The organism is Ulvibacterium sp., assembly GCF_028285715.1.
Lineage (GTDB): Bacteria > Bacteroidota > Bacteroidia > Flavobacteriales > Flavobacteriaceae > Ulvibacterium.
Window position 1 is genome coordinate 16,575 of record NZ_JANQOO010000033.1, and the last position, 20,834, is coordinate 37,408.

The window sequence follows — 20,834 nt, forward strand, 5'->3', positions numbered from 1 at the left end:
GCTTAATCCAATTGGTTTTCAAATAAAGTAGGCTTGATGGTCACCATGACCCAACCCCAAAAATTCGTGTTACCGTCAAAATTGTTTTTCAGCACTTCCATTCCCTCCGACGGAAATAAATGGGAGTAGCCCGCCTGAATATTGATGTCTTTTTTAAAGTTATAGTTCAGGACAACATCCGCCTCAACGCCCAGGTGTCCTGAAACATCTCCGGGCAATTCAGCCGCTGCAGAAAACGTATGGAGGCGTCCACTCAAAGTTGCGTCCGGACCTACCTTAATTACTGAACCCGCATAAACATCTACCAGTCCAACATTACTGGCGTGGTTGCCCACAAAAAAGTAGTCCATTAGCCCATTAAACTTATGATTGGTACCATAAAAGGGATTGAAGGCATGGTTATCACCATCCGAAGGTGCTCCCCCATCATTTCCGCTGATCAGTTCACCACCTATAAGAAAAGAACATCCTGGTTTTGCCTCGTAATTGGCTTCCAGAGCCAATAAATACCCTTTGATATCATTATCGTTGACATCTTTGCCAAATTGATAATAAAGGTTGGCCCAGCCTCCAAATCTGCTGCCAGGATACTTTAGGTGTGTCCCTATGGTCTGGCTAAATCTAGTTTCACTGTTGTCTGGTTCAATTGCATCCGTAAACTGTAAACCGTTGTTTAGGAAAAGGAAACTTGCGGATAACTTAGTCCAATCTTGATGGAACCATGCATATTGAATGCTCTTGTAGGTATTCGTGGTGGTTAATAGGTTTCCTGTATTGGCCTCACCATCTTGGTTAAATGCCGCCCCAAGGTGTAAAATGGACGCATTCTTTATGTATTTCAGCAGAGCTACATCATGACTCCTTGCCTGTTGTGCCCAAGCCACTCCTCCAAAGATGCGTTGATCGTCGTAGTTAAGTACCTGTCTTCCCAATTTCAAAGAAAATCCCTGATTGAAAAGAATTTCGCCCCATGCTTGGTGGACCCCAAATCCATTACGGTCGGCTCGATTCAATTGCGGGACATCACCCCATACCCGAATATCCTGAACACTGAGGAACAACTTAAGGTAGTCCTTTTCAAAACCTGTGTTCAAGCGTGTTCTTTGGGACACGAATGCAGAGGGATCCACATTATCGGGAAATAGGGTTCCAAACCCATGCCTAAATTCAAATCTTGGTCGAACTTCCGCCTGAATGTTCAGTTGTGAGAATGTCCGAATTACCATCAAAAAAAATAAGCCTAGTAGTATATAGGATGGTTTCATTTTCATATTGATTGGTCATGATTATGTCATTCAATTTATATCTTCAATCCTTTCTAAAGTATTTAAAATCAATAGGTATACCATAGAATAATCAGCATTAAGGGGAGAATCCTTAAAATTTAGAATGATTCTAATTAATTCTACCTTTTCGTTGAATCTTTCTCAATTTACAATGAACAATTCTATCGATTTTGCTATAAAAATCGGTAGATATGAAATAATTGCTAATTTGTGGCATGCAAAGAATTCTTGTCTTATCTGCGCTACTTTTTGTGAGGGTTACCTGGGGACAATCGGATACGAATACGGTATTTGATTATGGAGTAGCAATAAAATTAGAATTTGAGATGCAACGGGATATTAACTTTAAATTGAGTACCGTTGGAGGTATCGGAAGAAAAATTGATGACATTGAATTCATTTATCCCTCTTTTCATGTGGAGCTCCAAATCTTTAATTCTGGATTCGGAACTTCATTGATTCAAGCAAAACACAGAAATTTTGTATTTGACGTGCTTACATCGTTCCAAGTCAGTACTGGTATTCGCGAAATCAACGAGGTGCAACGGGAGAACAGGTTTAATCCCCTGTTTCATTTTTCAAATCTTTCAGCGACTCCCTTGCACAATCCTTATTTTAATTCCATAGGCCTAGGATCGGTCTTTATCATCTCTTCGGATAACAAGAGGGAGAGTCAACTTGTGGGCACCTTATACCTCAACATTGAGCGAACGGTTCAATTTACTTATTACAATGATGGGCCGCCTTTTGCCAATTGGCTTTCGGACGGATTTGACCGATATTATACCGGTGGGGCGCATGTGAGCTTTCATACGGACACTAAAAATTATCTAAGTCAATACGAGCTTTCCTATCATAAGTTTACAGGATATCAAAGGTTTGCTTTTGAAATGGCGAATCATCTTCAAATTGATTTCATACCCTATTCCGATCAGGAAGCATTTTATTACAACCAAAGCCGCTGGCGTTTCAAGGCTGCAAATCCAGAGAACGGATACGGCATTCTCATTTCAAAATACGACATGCAGCATTGGGATATTCAAGATTTGATTCATTTTTCAAGGAACAACAGTTATCATCCAGACACCTACCGCAATAATCGATTGGGCATTGGTTTGGACTATAATTTCATCAAAAACTATAGAGAATGAAAAAATCGGTTGGTCTGTTGTGTATGTTTCTGGTCTCTTGTGGCACCCTATTTATTCCTGGAGCAGAAACGGGCACATTTGATACTAGGGAAAACGGAGGGTTTTCCTTGACTTCACTCTCCAAAAAAGAGGTACAATCCAAATTGGGAGGTGAAATTTATGACCTAAGAGACTTTGAAAGCTATGTGTTTGAGATGTGCGAAAGTGCCGGCCACGACCTGGACAACTTTGACCAGACTGAAATTCTCGCTTTTCCGAGGTATAAAGAGTGTAATGAGGAGAATAAAAAAGTAGTGGAAAAAACCTATCTCTATATTCCTAAGGACGGTGATGGACCTGTCTTTTACGTGGCCACACTATCTCATAAGTATTTAGCTCGAGAATGTGGAACCTTTAATTGTCCGGAGTTTGAGGGCAAGGTCTTTATCGAGGATCTAGATTTTCTATATGCCGGAAAGATGAATACAAAGGATGGCACCCTATTATTTTACAATAAAAGACAGAAGGGGCGCAGTTACTTTAGCAAATGGGAATTTGATACGTTACAGGGAGAGGACTTGGTGTTGAAGAAGGCTACTCTTACGGAATCAAGATTCGATCCTAAGCCTCAAGTCGCCTTGGAATCTGTTTTCAGCATTCCCATAGTCTTCCAAAAAAGGGATTTGGTAACATACTATGGAAAAAGCCTTTTCAATGAAGAATGTTTCAATTCCTGTGGAATCAGCGCTCCGAGGCAAAAAAAGACGGCCCTAATGGACCAACCGATATTATTTATGAGCATTGGCGATAAAAAAATCGCCTTGGTTACTGTTGATGATAAAGGAGATTTCGAGACCCATGAGTTCAGCAAATCCCGATTGAAATTGAATTGGCAGCCCTATTAATCTTTGTATTATCAATATAGGTACCATTTTGGAATATATTCATTTGATTGTTAACCACGACGATTTGGACAGTAAGATTTCCATTTCAATAAAGAAGCTATTACTACAAGTAAAATTATTGAGTGCATTGAAGAAAGGCCTGAAAAATGAAAACACAATTCTTAATTCTAATCATTGTTCCATTTGTTTTTGGATGTCGAGATACTAAAAAAGTTGAAACAAAAGTAATCGAGATAGCTGCCATTAAGGGTCAGCAACTTACAGGAGTTACAGTGAGCAAAGAACGTATGTTTGTTAATTTTCCACGTTGGAGAAAGGGCATTAAATACTCAGTAGCGGAAATAGACAAGAACAATACATTTAGAGCTTACCCAAGTCAAAAATGGAATACTTGGAAGACTGATAGTGCGATAAAAGATTCCGTTTTTATTGCGGTTCAATCAGTGGTTGCTTCCGACGGTCTTTTGTACGTCGTTGATACCAGAAACCCCGAATTCCAAGGTGTTATTGGAGCACCAATAATCTTTGTTTTTGACTTAAATACTGATGAGCACATTAACACCTACAGATTGCCCAACGAGAGTTTTCGCACAAACTCATATATTAATGATATCCGTATTGATGAAAAAAGAAAATATGCCTTCCTTACAGATTCGGGTAGCCCTGGGTTGCTGGTGTTAAACTTACGAACGGGAGATGTAAAAAGGGTTTTGGACAAACACCAATCTACAACAAGCGAATTTGATTTTTTGACCATTGATGGCCAACGATGGAATAGTATAGTCCACTCGGATGGAATAGCATTGGACATTGCACAAGACGAGCTATATTTTCATGCGCTGACAGGTTATAGTCTTTACGCTATTTCGGTTGAGAAATTGATAAATGGCACTAACAAAGAAATCGAGGGGGCATTGAAATTGATATGTAAGACAACAGCACCGGACGGGATGATAATACATGGGAATTTGTTGTATTTTGGGGATTTGGAACATCACAAGATTCTACAGTTGGATTTAAGAACCAAAAAAATGTCCGTTTTGATTGAGGGAGATGATGTGGCATGGGCGGATACCTTTAGCATTGAGAACAACGAATTGTACTACACGAACTCAAGAATACATGAGGCAAACGGGAATATTTCCAACCTGATATTTAACGTAAACAAAATTGTTCTCTCAGATTGATCTACCCAATTCGGAAGGTTTCGACAATCAGTTGATTTGATATTAAACCTATGTACATAAGCAGCTTGGCTAAGATTGAAAAGTCAGCTTTTACGTCAATGCTGCATATGCTTTAATTGCCACGAACCCGAGTTAAATGACAGAGAATTTATTAAGGTAGAATATTGGTTCCTCTTGACAAGTGGAATTAAGGACGTCCCAGCAGCTTCATAACCGATATCCATGATTTCATCAATTACGGTAAAGTCAAATACCCGACACCTTCCGCCTTCTGTGGAATCAATGTAAATATCTCATTGTTTTTATCATGGCTCCAGGTATTGGAAATGGCAATTCTAAGACAAAGACACAGGAGATAAATCATATTCCCTACCTTAAAACAATCTTTTAAACGGTTATCATTCGAGCCTATCAATACTTCGCAATAATACCTGACGGAGGATGTTGGAAGGTTTTTTACCAGTCCTCCATCCGCGCAACGGAATTCTCAGATGGTAACAGGCTTAAAAACAAGTGAGATGAACATTGAGGCTAGAACAGGTTCCCCGCATTTAATATTTGGTGTTGGCTTTATTCATGTTGGTGGCGGAAGGGTATATAAGGTATCTTTAAATCCTTAAAACGAATCGGAAATCTAGAGGTTTTAGGTGCTAAAGAATTATTATTTGGGGTAATCTTTTGATGAACCCGACATAAATATCCAAAAAAACAAAATTTGAATTTCTACTATTTTCAATTTGTCCATGGCATACTATAAAAGCACACTTCCTGTTAACTAACAAGAGGATTCATTTTAAGGAGGTGGGCAGCTCAAATATCTCTAAATAGAAAAAGGGTAGCACAGCGATAAGATGATCAAAAATATCTGCCATAAGGGTTTCGTATTCTTCCCATTTCTTAGAAGCACTAAAGGCATAGACTTCAACAGGCACTCCCTGGGTGGTCGGCTCCAATACACGGACCATAAGGGTCATTTCTTGATTAATCTTAGAATTGCTCTCTAAGTATCCCTGTATGTACTTTCTAAAGAGACCTATATTGATAGGACCATTAAGGGCCAAGTCATTCATGGGGTCATTTGCAATATTTTGTGCAAAAGTTTCCAAAGATTCTAAGGAATCCAAAAACTCTCGAATAATTGGGATTTTAGATATAGAATTCATATCCTGAGGTGTCAAAAACCTTATGCTTTTTTGACTTACGTGCATGGCTCTTTTAATCCGTCTGCCCCCCGAATTTTGCATTCCCCTCCAATTCTTAAAAGAATCGGAAATCAGGGCATAAGTCGGTATCGTAGTAATTGTCATATCCCAGTTCTGTACTTTAACCGTGGCCAAAGTGATTTCAATGACCGAACCATCGGCACCGTATTTCTCAAAAGCAATCCAATCCCCAATGCGAACCATATCGTTAATGCTCACTTGTATACTGGCTACCAAGCCGAGTATGGTATCCCTAAAAATCAACAGTAAAACAGCGGAAGCTGCTCCCAAGGCTGTAAAAAATTTCCAAATTGTAGTATCAGTGATTATGGCAAAAATGGTGAGTATTCCAAGAATCCATACAAAGATCATTACTACTTGGATGTAACTATCCAAAGGTTTATCCTGTAATCGCTGTAAGGTTCTTAAATAGTCCCTAAGGCTCATCAAAAGTTTTCTAATAACCGTTATGACAAGTAAAACCCCTAAAATCATTAGGGTTTTTTGAGCCAACGTGTCCAAATAATCAAAGTCATAGAAAATTATGGGCAACGTTTCGAAAAGAAGTATCAACGGTATAACATGTGCCAATGAGCTGGGAACCTTATGGTCAACAAAAAAATTATCCATCTTGGTCTTTGTCCTTTTTGCTATACGACCGGAAATCATCCGAAATATTTTGTTTAGGATAAAATCAATGACAGAAACCGCCAAGAGAACGGCAACCAATAATAACAACATGTTCACATAGGATGCAGAGGTCGGTTCCATACCTCTTTTTAGGAGATAATCGTAAAATAAACGTTCATATGTCATATCGATACTTTGCATGTTATTCAACAATTTTTTTGCTTCATCTGTATAGATGATTTCTTGTACTTGATGTCGTTTCATGGGTTTTTAAGTTCATAGTGACGCAAATCTTTTTGTCCACCCTATGCAAAATCCTATCTAATCCCTTAAAGACATTTTCTGCCAATTTGGGTTCTTTTACATAGAGCATGGATCGAGTATTTGTTCTTGGTCCTTCAATGAGTTTGAGAGTTTCATTTTTTACGAGTTCGTATTCATCGGCCTTCTTTTTGACCTCGGAATCGGAATGTATGTTTCCATTGAGCAAGGTATTTATGTAATTTTGTGAAAGTGCACCACTCTACAGACTATAATCCACTTTAGTAGCTTCTAGACATTTTCTTGCTACCATACTCTTAATGTCAATTTGGATGCAGCTATTTACTATTTTTTGCTTCCATAGTCCCAATTTCCCTGTCTTTGGAAAGAATTTTAAAATAACACTAGCCCCTTCATCTTTGCCAATGAAATGAGAAATACCAAGTATAAAATACATCTAATATTCCATATTAAATTTTCCATTTTAAAGTTTGTATTATTTAGTTGTTCTACCAGCGATATACCTGTAACAATGCTTGAGAAAAACTTATGTATGTTATGTCGATTTCCAATAGCAAGGTACAAAGAATCGAATATGCGAAATTTAACTTATGCTAAAAACAGATTATAACCTTAGACCTCACTAGTTTCTACAATTGTATGCAACTAGGTCTTTCAAATACAATCTGAGGTCACTGGCAAATAAACAGAAAGGTTATTTCCTTGTATAAAATGAGTATCTCAACACATCAAGATTTCGGAAATCAATGGCTTTGAAGCGGATGAAATTAACCCTATGTCGTTAGCAAGAGTAGCAGTAAATCAATTTACGGAACAGATATTGGTCCAGGGCTCTTCCACGCCGATTCGCATCCTGGAAATATCAGGGTTATTCCAGAACTTGGAAAGTTGAGTTTTAGGATTGGTTATGACGGGTCTTTTAAAGTCAGGTAATTGGGAGTCCTTAGGAGGGTGATTGGTGGATTTATCCAGCGTGATTCTTGAAAAATGATTCTTGTTCCGGAAAAATCGCAATCCAATCGGACATCAAGAACCGCCGAAAACCTGAGAAAGACCTTTAGTTCTTCATGGGGGGAACAGGAAATTCACTAATCCAAAAGGTTGAGTTAAAACCTGTCCTTAACCGCCTTAATATGATTCTTCCCGACAACCAAATCGTTCTCCCCATTATTTCTCAATCAGTATCCATGGAATATTTATGTTCGGGATTGAGCTTAACTGGATCCTGAATTCAATATTTCCAAGGACTTTCGTCCCCATATTTATAAATCCTCCCTAATGCTATCCGGGCCCAAACACCTTCTTTCGAGTTGTCGGGCATGTTTTAGGAGCTTCGACTATCTGATGAATACCTCTCTGAATATTTGGTATATAGATAAAGAAACTAGAAAAATAAAGCTAGTCATAAATCACCAACTCAACAATTTTACTGAATCTAATTCGATATCGGATAGATTGGTAAATCAATTGTTATTGACCATTACTATTAGAGGCCTAACCATTGGTTCGGCTATTTTCGTATTGTATGGAAGCCTCCAAAAATTAATTGGATTCTCATTTTACGAGCGGTGAAATCTACCATTTCAGCTCTATTCTATCAGTTTTTTCTTAGCAATCTCAATGTGACGGCAAAAAAACTTTAGGAAAATGGTTTCCGTAAATCCTCTCTTAAATCAAAGGGGCAAAAAGCCGAAGTGTACGTTCCGCAATTTTGCTGATGTGACTACGCTTTTCCCATTTTTCTCGAGAAATCCTTTTGGCACCTTGAAGGTCCTTATAAAAAGCACCCCTCAACTTACTTGAAAAGGCTTCATCGAAAATCAAGGCATTAATCTCAAAATTAAGCTCAAAGCTCCTTTGGTCAAAATTTGCGGTCCCTATCATTGAGAGCAAGTTGTCACAGACCATCGTTTTAGCATGTACAAACCCTTTTTCATAGCGATAAATTTCAACCCCAATGTCAAGAAGTTCCCCATAAAATGATTTTGAAACGATATTTACCACCTTTGAATCTGACTTTCCAGGAACCAATAACTTAACTTTGACCCCGCTCAGTTTTGCTATTTTAAGGGCATTGATGATACCCTTTTCAGGCACAAAATAGGGTGTAGTAATCAATACTTCTTCTTTGGCCAAGATAATCGCCTGCATCATAGAATACATAATATCAGGATGGTCAGAATCAGGACCACTGGCAACTATTTGAACGATTTGTCGGCTTACAGGTTCTTTGGACAGGTCAATCCTTGGGAAAAAATCGGGGCTTACCCCAATGTTCTGATCGGAGCAAAAGTTCCAATCCGCTAAGAACACCCGTTGAAGCAAGAGCACAGCACTACCCTCAATCCTTAAATGGGTGTCCCGCCAAAATCCGTAGTTTTCATTTGTATTAACATACCTATCGGAGACGTTTATACCTCCTACATAGCCTACCGTTCCGTCCACCACAATTATTTTGCGATGGTTTCTGTAATTTATTCGGGTCGTGAACAAATGCCACCATAGTTTATAAAATGGGAAAACTTCCACTCCCGATTTTTTTAGTGACCGAACAAAACCACGGCTTATTCCTTGACTACCAAAATCGTCGTAAATGAATCTAACTTGGACACCTTCCTCCGCCTTTGTTTTCAGTATTTCTGCTATTTCCTGACCAATACCTATTTCTTCGTAGATATAGTATTCAATATGTATATGATGTTTTGCGGTTTTCAAAGATTGCAGGACCTCCTCAAATTTCTGTTCTCCGTTAATCAAAAGATCTGTTGAGTTACGTACAGTTAATAGGTTTTCTAAGTTCTTAAGATGTGCGAGTCGAAAGAAATGCTTCAAATGCTCTCTATTTTTAAGGAGCATCTCTTCTGAAAATTTACCAAGTCGGACTTCCAATTCAGGAAAAGAATTATTGTCCACTACCAGCTTCTTACTATAAATCTTCCGGGACCTATAATTTATCCCCAGAGAGAAATAGATGATCATTCCTAAAACAGGATAGAGAATGACCAAGAAAGTGTAGGCCAATGCCTTAGAAGTTGATTCGGTATTGCGAATGATAATCACAATGGTGACAAAGGCCGCGATATAAAGCATTATGTAAGGAAAAAAGTCCAAATCTATAATAGTCCTGGTTAAAAATAAGAAAAGTAAAGGATGCCGTAAGAACTCAAAAAATGGCATTTTAAATGTTCGTTCTCTACCAATTTAAAATAAAAGCTAATGAATAATACCTAACAAGGCTTTAGGAATTAAAAAAGTTATTGACCTTGTTAAAAACCACTACCATATCCTCGTCATTGCCGTCCATGGGATCATGGTTTAACGAAAAAGGGATTTCATGTGTATAGTCACGTTCAAAATCGAGCACATCTACCTTAATTCCTAAATTACCTTCCTGACCCCCCATTGTTCGCACTACGGCATCCGCCGGAATGACATCATCCTTTTTTAGGGCGATGACATATAAGTAATCGCAATGTGCTTTGATATGTGCCTCCCTAAATCCCCGCATATGATTATATTGGTAAAATGAACGTAAGACCATTTCATCCATTCTCTGGTGTTCAGAGGATAGGATGATATCATTGACCTCCCCACCTTTAAAATAATCCCGTAGCTTATCCTCCGCACTACTATCCAAAATAAATTTTGAAATGGGTGCTGCACTATCCAAGGTACTCCCACTGCAAAATAAACAGACTTTGGTGTGCGTAAAATATCCCTGGTAGTTGGTGAACTTTAGCATTTGTGCCAAGTAACCCCCTATGGAGTAGGCGAAGATATTAAAGGTAAAATCCTTGTGAATGAATGAATGTTGGCCATCTTTGCAGGTCTCAATAAATCGAATCACATCGTTATAGGTTCGTATTCCCGAGTCCATAAATCGCTGAGGCCTTTCAGCAATTCTTTCACTAAGTGACGCATTGTACGGTGAAGAAGTATGGATACCGGGATTTGTTCTCTTCCTAATTCTGCTGAGTACCTCCATATTTTCTCGGTCCTTCCATTGGCGTGGAACACGTTGCATATGGAAGGCGATGGGAAATAGAACCACGGAACTCCCGGTACCCTCACTAATCATCTCTGCCCAAGGTAGATATTTCTTCCAACTCTTTTCGTTTAGTCCATGAAAAAGGAAAATTACTTTTTTGGCAATTAGCGTTTCCTTTGGGCTAACTATAGAATAATAAAACAAATTGTTCTCTGCAATTGCCATATCCTGAAACTCAACATCACCTTCGTTGGCAAATGATGCCTTGATCGACCCTTTTGAAGGAGTCGATTCAAATTGGAATCGTTTTATTTCGATTTCATTATTAATCGGACGTATTTTTCGAATTGCTGGTGACACTTAAGTTGTTTTTTTAAGCTTCTTCAATTTGGTTGAAAAATAAATCCAGAATATCCCAATGGTCATTAATGCCAATGCTGTCCAGACCACGATTGTAAAACCTGCGAAAAGTGGATTCCATAAAAGTAAGAACGAAAATATTAACCCTAGGACTCCAAATACCATTAAGTTGCCCCAATCCAAAATTCCAATACTCTTGAGGTCTATCGAAATTCCTATAGCTCCCAAGGATCTAAAAAATACTAGGAATCCAACATAAATGGGCAGGGTCAGTGCCGAGATATCTGGACGAACTATTAATAATGCGCCTATGCCCACGGATAAAATGCCAAATACAAGGGACCAGCCCCAATTTCTTATTTGGTCACGATTGGAAACCGCAAATACGACCTCAAAGATACCCGATATCAGAAAAGATATGCTGAAAAGTACTATGAGTGCAAGATATGATTCTAAGGGCATTACCATGGTGTAAACACCCAAGGCTAAAAATAGTACACCTACCATAAAGGGTATATACCATTGTTTAACCGCTTTTTCTGTTGAAGTTAATAGTTCTGCATTCATGTCATTTATATTTATTGTGGTTTTGCCTACTCTATAAAGTTTTCGGCTTCTCTTTTTTTTCAAAATAAAATTTGCTAGTTCACAGAATACCGACTATCTCGCATAGGCGTCCTTGGCATAGGTCAAAACGGGTATATCCGTGTGATCCATAATGCGTTCGGCACTTAAATGGGAATCAAATAAATCCAGTTTTCCATAGGAGCGTTGTATTTTAATGGCCACAAGGTCCACAGGATTATTCCTCATATGATAGAGTACCCCTTTTTCCATACTCTCATCATTAATAATTTCAAGCTCCGTATCCGTAAGGTTGTGGATTTTGCAAAATTCCTTCCATTGATCCATGGTTTCATGAGTAGATTGCCAAACATCCTTGGTATTAACATAAAGAACCTTCAGTTTTGCATTGTTGATTTCCTGAATCTTTCTAAGATTGCCGACGGCCGTTATCGGTGTATTATCGAAATCTGTGATGAACAGGATATTCTTTATATCATCAAAATTTGTTTCTTTTCTGGTACTTAAGACAGACCCAGTTGCATATCTCATAATGTCACGCGTAGTAGATCCGACCTGTTGGGGAACTTTACTTGCCTTCCGACCGATTACGGTAAATAGTACTTCTCGTTCTTGTGAGGTGCTTATAATTAAAGGGGCCGGGCGGCCATCCTTAATGCTGATTTCAATATCATTGGGATTTATTGACACTTCCTCAAGGGCTTTGTTAACTTCGGATTTCGCGTTGGCAAAAACAATTTCTTTCAAACGATCGGCTTCCTCGGTTTTGTAATAGGGATAGTCTTCCAATCCTAGGGAATGTATTAATTTGAGATTCAAACCCAAATTAGTTGCCAATTGTTTGCCCAATTTTAAGGCGTTTACTGCTTCTTTTGAAAAATCGAATGGTACGGATACTTTCATGATAAATGTTTTATCGTTATTGAATGGTCGTTGTGGTTTGAGTCCATCTGGTCTCGCCCACTTCTATTTTAATTCTATAATGCTAATGTAGGATAGTTTTCCCGCTTCCTAGTTAACCTATGGTAAATAATGCCTATGGCTTCTAAAAGAAAACCCCTTCATTATTTGGTTAGTTCACTTTCAATGATTTATGTGAACAATTCTAATTGAAGGTATTTAAAGGCAGAAACAATTCCAAGAAGGATGTCCAAGACCTTCACTCTAAGAAGCGTCAGTACATTGATTGCAAAATTATCGCTCGTTCCTAAGATTTGGAGATTTCGTCCATGACCATCCGCATATATGGTGAAAGCCTTTCTTTTGATTATGTCGCGAATGCTGCTTCGAATACTATCGAATCGCTCATTGGAAATGTCTTCTGCGGTCTCAATATTTTGATGGAATGCAACTTTGAAACTTGCAGCAACAGGTGGGGACAGATGCCTCTTAAGTGGAAAGCACCCTCCATATTCTACCATGGATTCCAAGGAAAAATGCCCGGTGACCAAAATGTTTTTTCCCTTGATGTCTTCATCAGATTTTCTAATTCGATTAAAAAATCCCTTTCTGTACCATACTTGCACTCAGCGGTGGCGGCCGTAGGTTTTTTATGGGAATAGTTCTACCAACGGGTATTGATGTATACTAAAATTAAATAACCATTGATTTCAATAAGGTCCGGTCCAGGAAATCCTTTTTCCAATGGTCCATTTAACATTTTGAAAGCCCATGCTTTTAATGAGTCTTTCCAACTTCCTCACACTATTTTGTCCTTCTTTCCCAGAATTGACCCAATCTCTGTCCCCGGGCACTAAAATGACTTCCAAATTTACAATTTGCGGAAATGGTCTTAGGAGGGCATCAAGTCTGAGGGAATCTTTTGCTGAGTTACCATTTGAGAACCGCCTATCGATGAGGCCCCCATGAACACTACCGTATATTTATCCTTTGCGGGAAGTAGGTAGTTCTAGAAAACATCTTTGAACCCAAAATCGTCAGCTATGTCCACTGCATTTCCATGGGGGAAGACCTAGTGTTTGGGGGTGGGAAGTCCTAGGCATTTAGACGAGCCAAAACTGTCATGTCCAATAGGTGAGGTAGGATACTAAATTTCTCAGCAAGTTTCATAATCCCAAATTGTTTCATTTAACTATTGTGCTTGATTCAGGGTTCCTAAATTTTTTTGAACTCCCATATTTCCTGGCCTTGAACCTAATTCGAAGTACTGTCAATATGAAATAGAACAAAGAAAGCACCCATAATTTTGCCCATTCCAATTTGATTTCCTCAAACGACGCTCCCATTTGTGTCAGTTTGATCATTCCCCTAGTACCTGAAGTGGAAGGCAAGAGTTCTGATAGGTACTTATATGACAATACAAAGCCTTCATAAGGATAAGTCAATCCGGTTAATACCAGCGAGGGAATTACCAGAACCGAAAGGAACAAAATGGCGTCTTCACTTCTTTTAAAAAATGTACTGATAAAGATTCCCAAAAACACCAAAGAGATGATGTAGGGTAAATTGAAAATATAGACGGCACCTAGGGAAGCACGCATTGGGAAGGAAAAATAACTGAAAATCAATCCATACTGGATGGGAAAAATAACAAGAAAAATAACAAGGTAAAGACATGCCCTACCGAATAGAATCGGCATCGATCCGCCAGGTTTGATTACATGTTGCTCAATGGCCGTAATCCACTTGATATTGCTGTCCCCCCCCAATATGCCTATGGCCAATAGAATAATGAGCTGCAACGCCAATGAAGCAATTGTGGGAACCAAATAAATGCCGTAACCAGCTGAAGGGTTAAATAGGGAAGTGGAAATTAACGATATAGGCGAAACTGCTGCCACACTGTCACCAGAAGCTATTGCCCTTTTGACTTTTATACCTCCATTATAGTACCCCTGAGCGGTGACGACTGCTCCCTGGACAGCTCTGTAAAGAACGAAATTGGAGGCATCCGAATAAATCGATACTATGGTCTGCCTGTTGGTAAGAAGATCTTTTTCAAAGTTCTTGGGAACCACCAATAGCCCATAGACCTTATTTGCATAAAAATCAGGCTTGGCATCTTCCAAGGTCGTAAATCCTCTAATGATCTTTGCACTTTGGTTAAGTTCTACCATATTGATAAATTCCCTGCTTGACCGAGAGTTATCCTGATCGATGATAGCAATGGGGACATCATGAACCACTTCTTCCCCATAAATCAATGAATACCCAACCAAAAGTAAAAGCCCCATTGAAACAAAGACGGACACAACGGTCCTATCAGAAGAAATAGCTTTCCATTCATTTTTGAAGGCCTGTGTGAATAGGGTCTTAAAGTTTTGGATATGTTGTTTATCCTGTCTCATATCATTCTTTGATGGGGTATCCTCCCTGGATTAAACGTTTACGATATATGGGCTTTCCAAAGGTAATAGGTACAATAATCATGATAAGTAATATTCCTATTTCGGGGAGCACATAAAATGAAGGTGTGCCCCTAACGGTTAAATCCTTGAATATTCCGAGGAATTGTGTAAAAGGAAATATTTGGCCCGCCCACTGAAAAAAGGGCAGCATACTCATTAACGGAAATGAAAATCCGGACATGGTCAGTGATAGAGCCGCTATGGCGTTTCCCATAGTCATTGCTGAACGTATATCTGGTAAAGCCACAGCTAAGAAGAACGCATAGGCTTGTCCAGAAAGAATAAAGAGCAACAAAGTCAACAACAACATTGGTCTGCTTCCATTTATGGGCAGTTCCAAAAAAGTTGCCATGCTATGAAACATTACAAGGCCAAGTAAAAAGAACCATATGGTATAAGGAGCCAATTTTCCAAAGATGATACTTGGTATATGGTTTTTACCCATTTCCATGAGCTGAGCTCCCCGTTGATACTTTAAATCTTGCCCAATGACATAAATACTGGTCAAGAGCACGAATATTTGAAGAAATACAGGCAGGAATGCAGATAAGAAGTAATATCTATAGTTTAGGAATGGATTTGAAATGATATGTGAATCCAATCGTACCGGTTCCAACGCAACCTCCAAACGCTGCGGGTTTCCCCCATTGTTGAGTCTAACCAAAGACTGGACCTTTAAGGAAAGTGCATTGACCGCCTTTCGCACGGCACTACTTTCCAACCCCCCCGGTACTAGAAGGTTTTGATTGAATTCGTTCAGGACAACGGGTTTTCTTCCCAACATTAAATCTCTATCAAAATATTTTGGAACCATGACCAGGCCATATACCTCAGTCTTTCTGATAAGAGACTCTGCCTCTTCCATGGAAGCTACTTTATGGGCGATATGAAGTTGTGGAGTAGCCTCCAGATATTGGAGCAATAATCTCGAACTGGCGGAATTATCATAATCTACTACCGCGATGGGAATATCCCTTACTACCCCTGTATCCATAAACCCTTTAAAGAAAAAAGACATTACGAACGGCAAAGCCACCGTAAAGATTATTAGGGTCCTGTTGCCCAGGGTGTCCGCCACTTCATTTTTGAATATGTTGGTAAAGCCGCTCATTTGAATCAGTTGGCAAATTGTTTTCCGTCAACTAAAACGCTCATCCCAGGTCGTAGGCCATGTTCATCTTCCAATGGTTGGGCTTTTATTTCAAAAGTCCTAACATCGAATTCACCTGTGGTTTTCGTAGCATTCCAGGTAGCAAAATCACCAAGGGCAGAGATATAGTAAATTTTAAAAGTGAGTTTCTTATTGCCTAAAGCCGGGACAGTAGCCGTAAATTCCTCTCCTTTCTTGAATTTGTGCAATAGGGTTTCCTTAATATTAAGAACGGCATGGGCATCCTGTAAATCCACTAGATGTACAACAGGAAAACCAGCACCTATCAACTCTCCTTCTTCGGGTAGGAATTCCAATACTTCGCCATCAATATTCGAGACTATTTTACGCTCACCTTGATAGACCAGAACCTCTTCCCACGCACTTTTTGCCCTTGCTTCATTGGCGCGGGCAGCAGCCAAATCTTCGCTCCGAGTGGCTTTGGTCGAAATAATGTAACGGTTATGAGCCACTTGTTCATCTCTCAATGCTGCTTCCTTTTTAGCAAATATTTCATCGCGCTGTTGTTCAGAAACTACTCCGTCCTTATAAAGAGTTTCGATACGTTTGTAGGTCTTCAGCATTACCTCGGATGCCGCCTTGGCTTTTTCATATACGCTCTTTGCCGTATTGATTTCTTCATCTCTAGCCCCTTTTAATGCTTTGCTCTTAAGTGCCATTGCAGCATCCCTCGCAGCAGCTGCTTGCTGCTCTTTGGCATCAATTTCTGGGCTTTCCAAAGTAACCAGCAATTGACCCCTTTGAACGGAAGTTCCTTCCTTTACTTCCAAGGTTTTGAGACGGGAAGGTATTTTTGCAGAAAGGTATACTTCTCGAGCTTCTACCCGTCCCTGATATACTTCTTCCTTAGGTTTTAGAAATACCCAGAGTACTGCCAAAAGTAAGGTCATAACAATCACTGAGATTATCACGGTTCTAGTCATATTAGATTTTTTCATGATGCTGATTTTAGTTTAAAAAATTATCGATCTGACCCATCCGAACCATCAGTTCACCTTTTGTGACACTGTAATCGTAGAGGTTCATTATTTTTTGAAAGCGTACTTGTGATAATAAGAGTGTTGCATCAACTACTTCCAGTGAGGTGCCCGTTCCTTCTTCAAACGCTCTTCTTCTCATGAACATTAATTCTTCTGCTAATTTCTGGTCGTTCTCAAGGCTTTGTGATAGCTCGTATTGCTTTTCCATGGAACGGTATAGTTTTTCCGTAAGAGTCATCAATCCCAATTCTGCCTGTGACTTTAAGGCTTCTACCTGTGATTTCATCTCTTTTGCCGCCTTGATTTTATGTTCTCGCTGGAAACCATCAAAAAGGTTCCATTGTAATCCGAGACCTACGTACCAGTCGGTTTGGCCAATCGCAAAACTTTCATTGTAAAATCGATAGCTGCCCATAGCAGCCAGGGAGGGCAAATAGGCACTTTTTTCAGCCCTAATGTTAACTCCAGCAAGAACTTTGTTCTGTTCCAGAACATCCAAACCGAGACTTTGCGTTATCATGATTTCCTGAAATTCCTCTAATGTTGGCAGTTCTTCAGGAATATGAAATGTTGAAGAAAGATTCTCAATGGCGATATTGCCTATGAGGTTTTGGAGAGCTGTTTTTGCTAGATTATAATCTTTTTCTGCAGCTACTACCTCACGATTGGCATTGGAGTAGGCCACTTTTGCATTCAATATCTCGACCTCTGGTATCATACCATTTTCAAAAAACTTATCAGCCCTGTCTTTATGCAAGGTTACAGTGTTTAGTACCTCTTTACGAAGGATTAAGAGTTCTTGGGCCAATTTCGTCCGATAATAGGAGTTTATAAGTTCGATCATCAAATCACGTTCTTTGATATCTTGCTGCTTCGCTCCGATTTCAAGTCTGATGCCCGAGGCTTTGTTGGCAGCATTGATTTTGCCACCTGTGTAGAGTGGCCATCGGAATCTTGCGCTTGCAAATGCGAAGTCCTTTCCTTGTAACACCCTCCTCCAATTCCCCAACGCATTAGGGTCAGGGACGTTCAATAATCCCGCGAGTAAGTCCCGTTCATTATTAAGGTCAACACTAATGTCGTCTTGAAGATGTAAGTAATTGCCCAAGATACTCAAACTGGGATAGTACAATCCTTCATTGACTTTTTTTTCCTCCCGTAACCTATTAACTTCAATGACAGAAGCATTATATTCCCCGTTGTTCTGCAATAACAATTTCTTGGCAGTGGTAAGGGTAAGTTCTTGGGCCGACAGTATTAAGGGTAAAAACATCAGCAGTAGTAGGACCAATTTTGATATTTGACGTTTCATATGGTTGTATTTTCATGATTTCCTTGGAGGGAAACCAAGGTTGATTTACACTTTGGAGGTTAATCCGAGTGCAAGGTATAATAAGCTCATGGAGAGAAATTTACCCTAGGATAAAAAGTATTAATCCTTATGTTAAAATTGGGTATTACCCATGAATTGCAGGAATCATATCAATATTCCTTGGGCCTTGTGTAACTTCATTTTTTTGAATCTCTTAAGGGTTAAAAAATACCTCTGGTATCAATTACCTTTTTTTAATCATCCATTCCATTAACATTTCTTAACAATTCGCTATCTTTAAGGGGAACAGAACATGCTAGGATTCCTAAGAAAATATTGGCCTAAAAAAGATTCCAAGTGGCGCACAACGGCGGTGGTTCTGGTTGCAAGTATCTTAGGTCTTGGTTTATTTATTATTAAAGAGGGAGAAGTTGTATCTTATCTTTCTGATGACCCCCAGGCCTGCGTGAATTGTCATGTAATGACTCCGGTGTACAATAGCTGGATGCACAGTTCACATCGGGAGTTGGTTTCATGCAACGATTGTCATGTCCCTCATGATAACCTAATCAAAGCCTACTCTTTCAAAGCAATGGATGGGCTATATCATGCTTCAATATTCACAGCCAGAATGGAGCCTGAGGTCATTTTTATGCGTAAAGGTTCCCAAGAGGTGGTACAAGACAACTGTATACGTTGCCACGTACAGCAGGTAACGCAAGTGAAATACGATGGGTTTATCGAGAACCATAGGACTAACAGAACCGAAAGGCAGTGTTGGAGCTGTCATAGAGAAGTGCCCCATGGAAGTGTACATGGTATGTCAACCATAAGATACAATATTGCTCCGCTACCTACAGATACGGAGGAAATGATAATTCCCAAGTGGTTGCAACTGGAAATGGAAATGAACTAAATCCAATTGAGATGAAAAATAAGGTATTGTTTATCGTAACCATTGTGGTCGTTTTCCTATTAGGGCTATTGGCATCTAGTATTATAAATAGAAAAAGTGAGGCAAAATACAAGTATGTACCTCAGGTCGATATCGGGGAAAACGAAGTAAAGAATGAGGTTTGGGGAGAAAATTACCCTAAGGAATATCAGTCTTGGTTGCAGACCTCTGAAAGCTCTTTCGCTTCTTATCAAGGAGGCTCTGCCATGAGGGATATGCTCGAAGAGGATCCTAGGTTGGTTGTACTTTGGGCGGGATATGGGTTTGCCAAGGACTATAATCAAGGTCGTGGGCATTATTATGCAGTCGAAGACATCCATAATTCGTTGAGGACTGGAGGGCCAAAAGGTCCTGGCGATGGTCCAATGCCAGCGACATGTTGGACTTGTAAAAGTCCCGACGTCCCGAGACTCATGGATGAAAATGGTATAGCAGAATTTTATAGTGGGAAATGGGCGGATAAAGGACCTGAAGTTACCAATCCAATCGGTTGTGCTGATTGCCATGACCCAAAAAGTATGAAACTTCATATAACACGACCAGCTCTCGTTGAAGCCTTTGATGCAATGGGCCGCGACATCAATAAGGCCACTCACCAAGAAATGCGATCATTGGTCTGTGCGCAATGCCACGTGGAATACTATTTTAACAAAGACCTACCAGGAAAAGAAGGAATTCCTTATCTAGTGTTTCCATGGAAAGATGGCATGTCAGTTGAGGAAATGGAGGGATATTATGACGATTTAGGTTTTTCAGATTGGACCCATAAGATTAGTAGGGCTCCGATGTTAAAGGCTCAGCATCCGGGATATGAAACCTACCTAACAGGGGTCCACGCCGATCGAGGGGTGTCTTGTGCTGATTGTCATATGCCCTACAAAAGTGAGGGAGGTCAAAAATTCACTGATCATCACCTTCAATCACCCCTCAATAATATAGCCAACTCCTGTCAAGTTTGCCATCGTCAAGAAGCTGCTAAATTAATGGAGAATGTATATGAGCGACAACGAAAAACTACTGAGAATCGTCTAAAACTGGAAGATCTTCTTGTGCGAACACATATAGAGGCTGGAAAAGCTTGGGAACTTGGAGCAACTGAAGAACAGATGAAAGAAATTTTGATAGACATACGTCACGCCCAATGGCGTTGGGACTATGCTGCGGCAGCCCACGGCGCATCTTTTCACTCGCCCGTGGAGACCGCACGCGTTATTGGGGGCGGTATGAACATTGCTCAGGAAGCTCGAATAAAATTAGCCCGACTTTTGGCAGATTTGGGACATAATGAGCCTGTTCCTGTTCCTGATATCACCACAAAGCGAAAAGCACAAGAATTCATTGGGCTTGATATGGAGCAACTGACACAGGAAAAAGAGGAGTTCAAAAAAACACTGCTCCCTAAATGGCTTAAGGAGGTCCAGGCAAGGGAAATACATGCCGATGAAGAAGAGGTCAGTATGAATAAGAAGTAGTTGGAAACTGCCAAACTACCG

Annotated in this window: 16 protein-coding genes; 5 read left to right on the plus strand and 11 right to left on the minus strand. The window is 39.7% G+C overall.

Annotated features, from left to right (window positions below; all coding sequences use genetic code 11):
* Positions 1-2: 2 nt before the first annotated feature.
* Entirely contained in the window at positions 3-1,265 is a 1,263-nt protein-coding gene (locus Q0993_RS17800; protein ID WP_299535635.1) for an alginate export family protein, read from the minus strand.
* Positions 1,266-1,501: 236 nt separating this feature from the next.
* Here Q0993_RS17800 and Q0993_RS17805 point away from each other — a divergent pair, with 236 nt between their 5' ends.
* From Q0993_RS17805 to Q0993_RS17815, 3 genes are all read left to right on the plus strand, one after another.
* Positions 1,502-2,437: a hypothetical protein gene (locus Q0993_RS17805; protein ID WP_299535638.1), complete on the plus strand. Its 936-nt coding sequence runs from the start codon at positions 1,502-1,504 to the stop codon at positions 2,435-2,437.
* Positions 2,434-3,321, plus strand: coding sequence for a hypothetical protein (locus Q0993_RS17810; protein ID WP_299535640.1), 888 nt, complete (start codon positions 2,434-2,436; stop codon positions 3,319-3,321). Before Q0993_RS17805 ends, Q0993_RS17810 begins: the two co-directional genes overlap by 4 nt.
* 146 nt (positions 3,322-3,467) lie before the next feature.
* Positions 3,468-4,508: an L-dopachrome tautomerase-related protein gene (locus tag Q0993_RS17815; RefSeq protein ID WP_299535642.1), complete on the plus strand. Its 1,041-nt coding sequence runs from the start codon at positions 3,468-3,470 to the stop codon at positions 4,506-4,508.
* A 788-nt stretch (positions 4,509-5,296) separates the two neighbouring features.
* Here the strand turns inward: Q0993_RS17815 and Q0993_RS17820 are convergent.
* The 10 genes from Q0993_RS17820 to Q0993_RS17865 form a co-directional block, all read right to left on the minus strand.
* Entirely contained in the window at positions 5,297-6,604 is a 1,308-nt protein-coding gene (locus tag Q0993_RS17820; protein WP_367279641.1) for a mechanosensitive ion channel family protein, read from the minus strand.
* A gap of 1,686 nt (positions 6,605-8,290) precedes the next feature.
* Entirely contained in the window at positions 8,291-9,712 is a 1,422-nt protein-coding gene (gene cls / locus Q0993_RS17825; RefSeq protein ID WP_299535645.1) for a cardiolipin synthase, read from the minus strand.
* Positions 9,713-9,860: 148 nt separating this feature from the next.
* Entirely contained in the window at positions 9,861-10,970 is a 1,110-nt protein-coding gene (locus tag Q0993_RS17830) for a DUF6051 family protein (RefSeq protein ID WP_299535648.1), read from the minus strand.
* Positions 10,971-11,537: an HdeD family acid-resistance protein gene (locus Q0993_RS17835; RefSeq protein WP_299535650.1), complete on the minus strand. Its 567-nt coding sequence runs from the start codon at positions 11,535-11,537 to the stop codon at positions 10,971-10,973. It lies immediately after the preceding gene.
* 93 nt (positions 11,538-11,630) lie between these two features.
* Positions 11,631-12,458 carry a universal stress protein gene (locus Q0993_RS17840; protein ID WP_299535652.1) on the minus strand — a complete coding sequence of 276 codons (828 nt, stop codon included), beginning with the start codon at positions 12,456-12,458 and terminating at the stop codon, positions 11,631-11,633.
* Positions 12,459-12,646: 188 nt separating this feature from the next.
* Positions 12,647-13,081: a hypothetical protein gene (locus Q0993_RS17845; protein WP_299535655.1), complete on the minus strand. Its 435-nt coding sequence runs from the start codon at positions 13,079-13,081 to the stop codon at positions 12,647-12,649.
* 558 nt (positions 13,082-13,639) lie between these two features.
* The gene (locus Q0993_RS17850; protein ID WP_299535657.1) at positions 13,640-14,863 is read right to left on the minus strand and encodes an ABC transporter permease; all 1,224 of its coding nucleotides are present in this window, start codon (positions 14,861-14,863) and stop codon (positions 13,640-13,642) included.
* A 1-nt stretch (position 14,864) separates the two neighbouring features.
* Complete coding sequence (locus tag Q0993_RS17855) at positions 14,865-16,034, minus strand: ABC transporter permease (RefSeq protein WP_299535660.1); 1,170 nt, start codon at positions 16,032-16,034, stop codon at positions 14,865-14,867.
* Positions 16,035-16,039: 5 nt separating this feature from the next.
* Positions 16,040-17,032 (minus strand): efflux RND transporter periplasmic adaptor subunit, encoded by a 993-nt coding sequence (locus tag Q0993_RS17860; protein ID WP_299535663.1) that lies wholly within the window; start codon positions 17,030-17,032, stop codon positions 16,040-16,042.
* Positions 17,033-17,042: 10 nt separating this feature from the next.
* On the minus strand, positions 17,043-18,386 hold the full coding sequence (locus Q0993_RS17865) for a TolC family protein (RefSeq protein ID WP_299535665.1): 1,344 nt from the start codon (positions 18,384-18,386) through the stop codon (positions 17,043-17,045).
* A gap of 313 nt (positions 18,387-18,699) precedes the next feature.
* On the opposite strand from Q0993_RS17865, the gene nrfH reads away from it, so the two are divergent.
* Positions 18,700-19,302 (plus strand): cytochrome c nitrite reductase small subunit, encoded by a 603-nt coding sequence (gene nrfH, locus Q0993_RS17870; RefSeq protein ID WP_299535667.1) that lies wholly within the window; start codon positions 18,700-18,702, stop codon positions 19,300-19,302.
* Positions 19,303-19,313: 11 nt separating this feature from the next.
* The gene (nrfA, locus tag Q0993_RS17875; RefSeq protein WP_299535669.1) at positions 19,314-20,813 is read left to right on the plus strand and encodes an ammonia-forming cytochrome c nitrite reductase; all 1,500 of its coding nucleotides are present in this window, start codon (positions 19,314-19,316) and stop codon (positions 20,811-20,813) included.
* The last annotated feature ends 21 nt before the right edge of the window (positions 20,814-20,834 follow it).

Excerpts from the sequence above, each read along its gene's own strand:
- Q0993_RS17800 (WP_299535635.1), bottom strand. The coding sequence starts at position 1,265 with ATGAAACCATCCTATATACTACTAGGCTTATTTTTTTTGATGGTAATT.
- Q0993_RS17805 (WP_299535638.1), top strand. The coding sequence starts at position 1,502 with ATGCAAAGAATTCTTGTCTTATCTGCGCTACTTTTTGTGAGGGTTACC.
- Q0993_RS17810 (WP_299535640.1), top strand. The coding sequence starts at position 2,434 with ATGAAAAAATCGGTTGGTCTGTTGTGTATGTTTCTGGTCTCTTGTGGC.
- Q0993_RS17815 (WP_299535642.1), top strand. The coding sequence starts at position 3,468 with ATGAAAACACAATTCTTAATTCTAATCATTGTTCCATTTGTTTTTGGA.
- Q0993_RS17820 (WP_367279641.1), bottom strand. The coding sequence starts at position 6,604 with ATGAAACGACATCAAGTACAAGAAATCATCTATACAGATGAAGCAAAA.
- cls (WP_299535645.1), bottom strand. The coding sequence starts at position 9,712 with ATGCTTTATATCGCGGCCTTTGTCACCATTGTGATTATCATTCGCAAT.
- Q0993_RS17835 (WP_299535650.1), bottom strand. The coding sequence starts at position 11,537 with ATGAATGCAGAACTATTAACTTCAACAGAAAAAGCGGTTAAACAATGG.
- Q0993_RS17840 (WP_299535652.1), bottom strand. The coding sequence starts at position 12,458 with ATGAAAGTATCCGTACCATTCGATTTTTCAAAAGAAGCAGTAAACGCC.
- Q0993_RS17850 (WP_299535657.1), bottom strand. The coding sequence starts at position 14,863 with ATGAGACAGGATAAACAACATATCCAAAACTTTAAGACCCTATTCACA.
- Q0993_RS17855 (WP_299535660.1), bottom strand. The coding sequence starts at position 16,034 with ATGAGCGGCTTTACCAACATATTCAAAAATGAAGTGGCGGACACCCTG.
- Q0993_RS17860 (WP_299535663.1), bottom strand. The coding sequence starts at position 17,032 with ATGAAAAAATCTAATATGACTAGAACCGTGATAATCTCAGTGATTGTT.
- Q0993_RS17865 (WP_299535665.1), bottom strand. The coding sequence starts at position 18,386 with ATGAAACGTCAAATATCAAAATTGGTCCTACTACTGCTGATGTTTTTA.
- nrfH (WP_299535667.1), top strand. The coding sequence starts at position 18,700 with ATGCTAGGATTCCTAAGAAAATATTGGCCTAAAAAAGATTCCAAGTGG.
- nrfA (WP_299535669.1), top strand. The coding sequence starts at position 19,314 with ATGAAAAATAAGGTATTGTTTATCGTAACCATTGTGGTCGTTTTCCTA.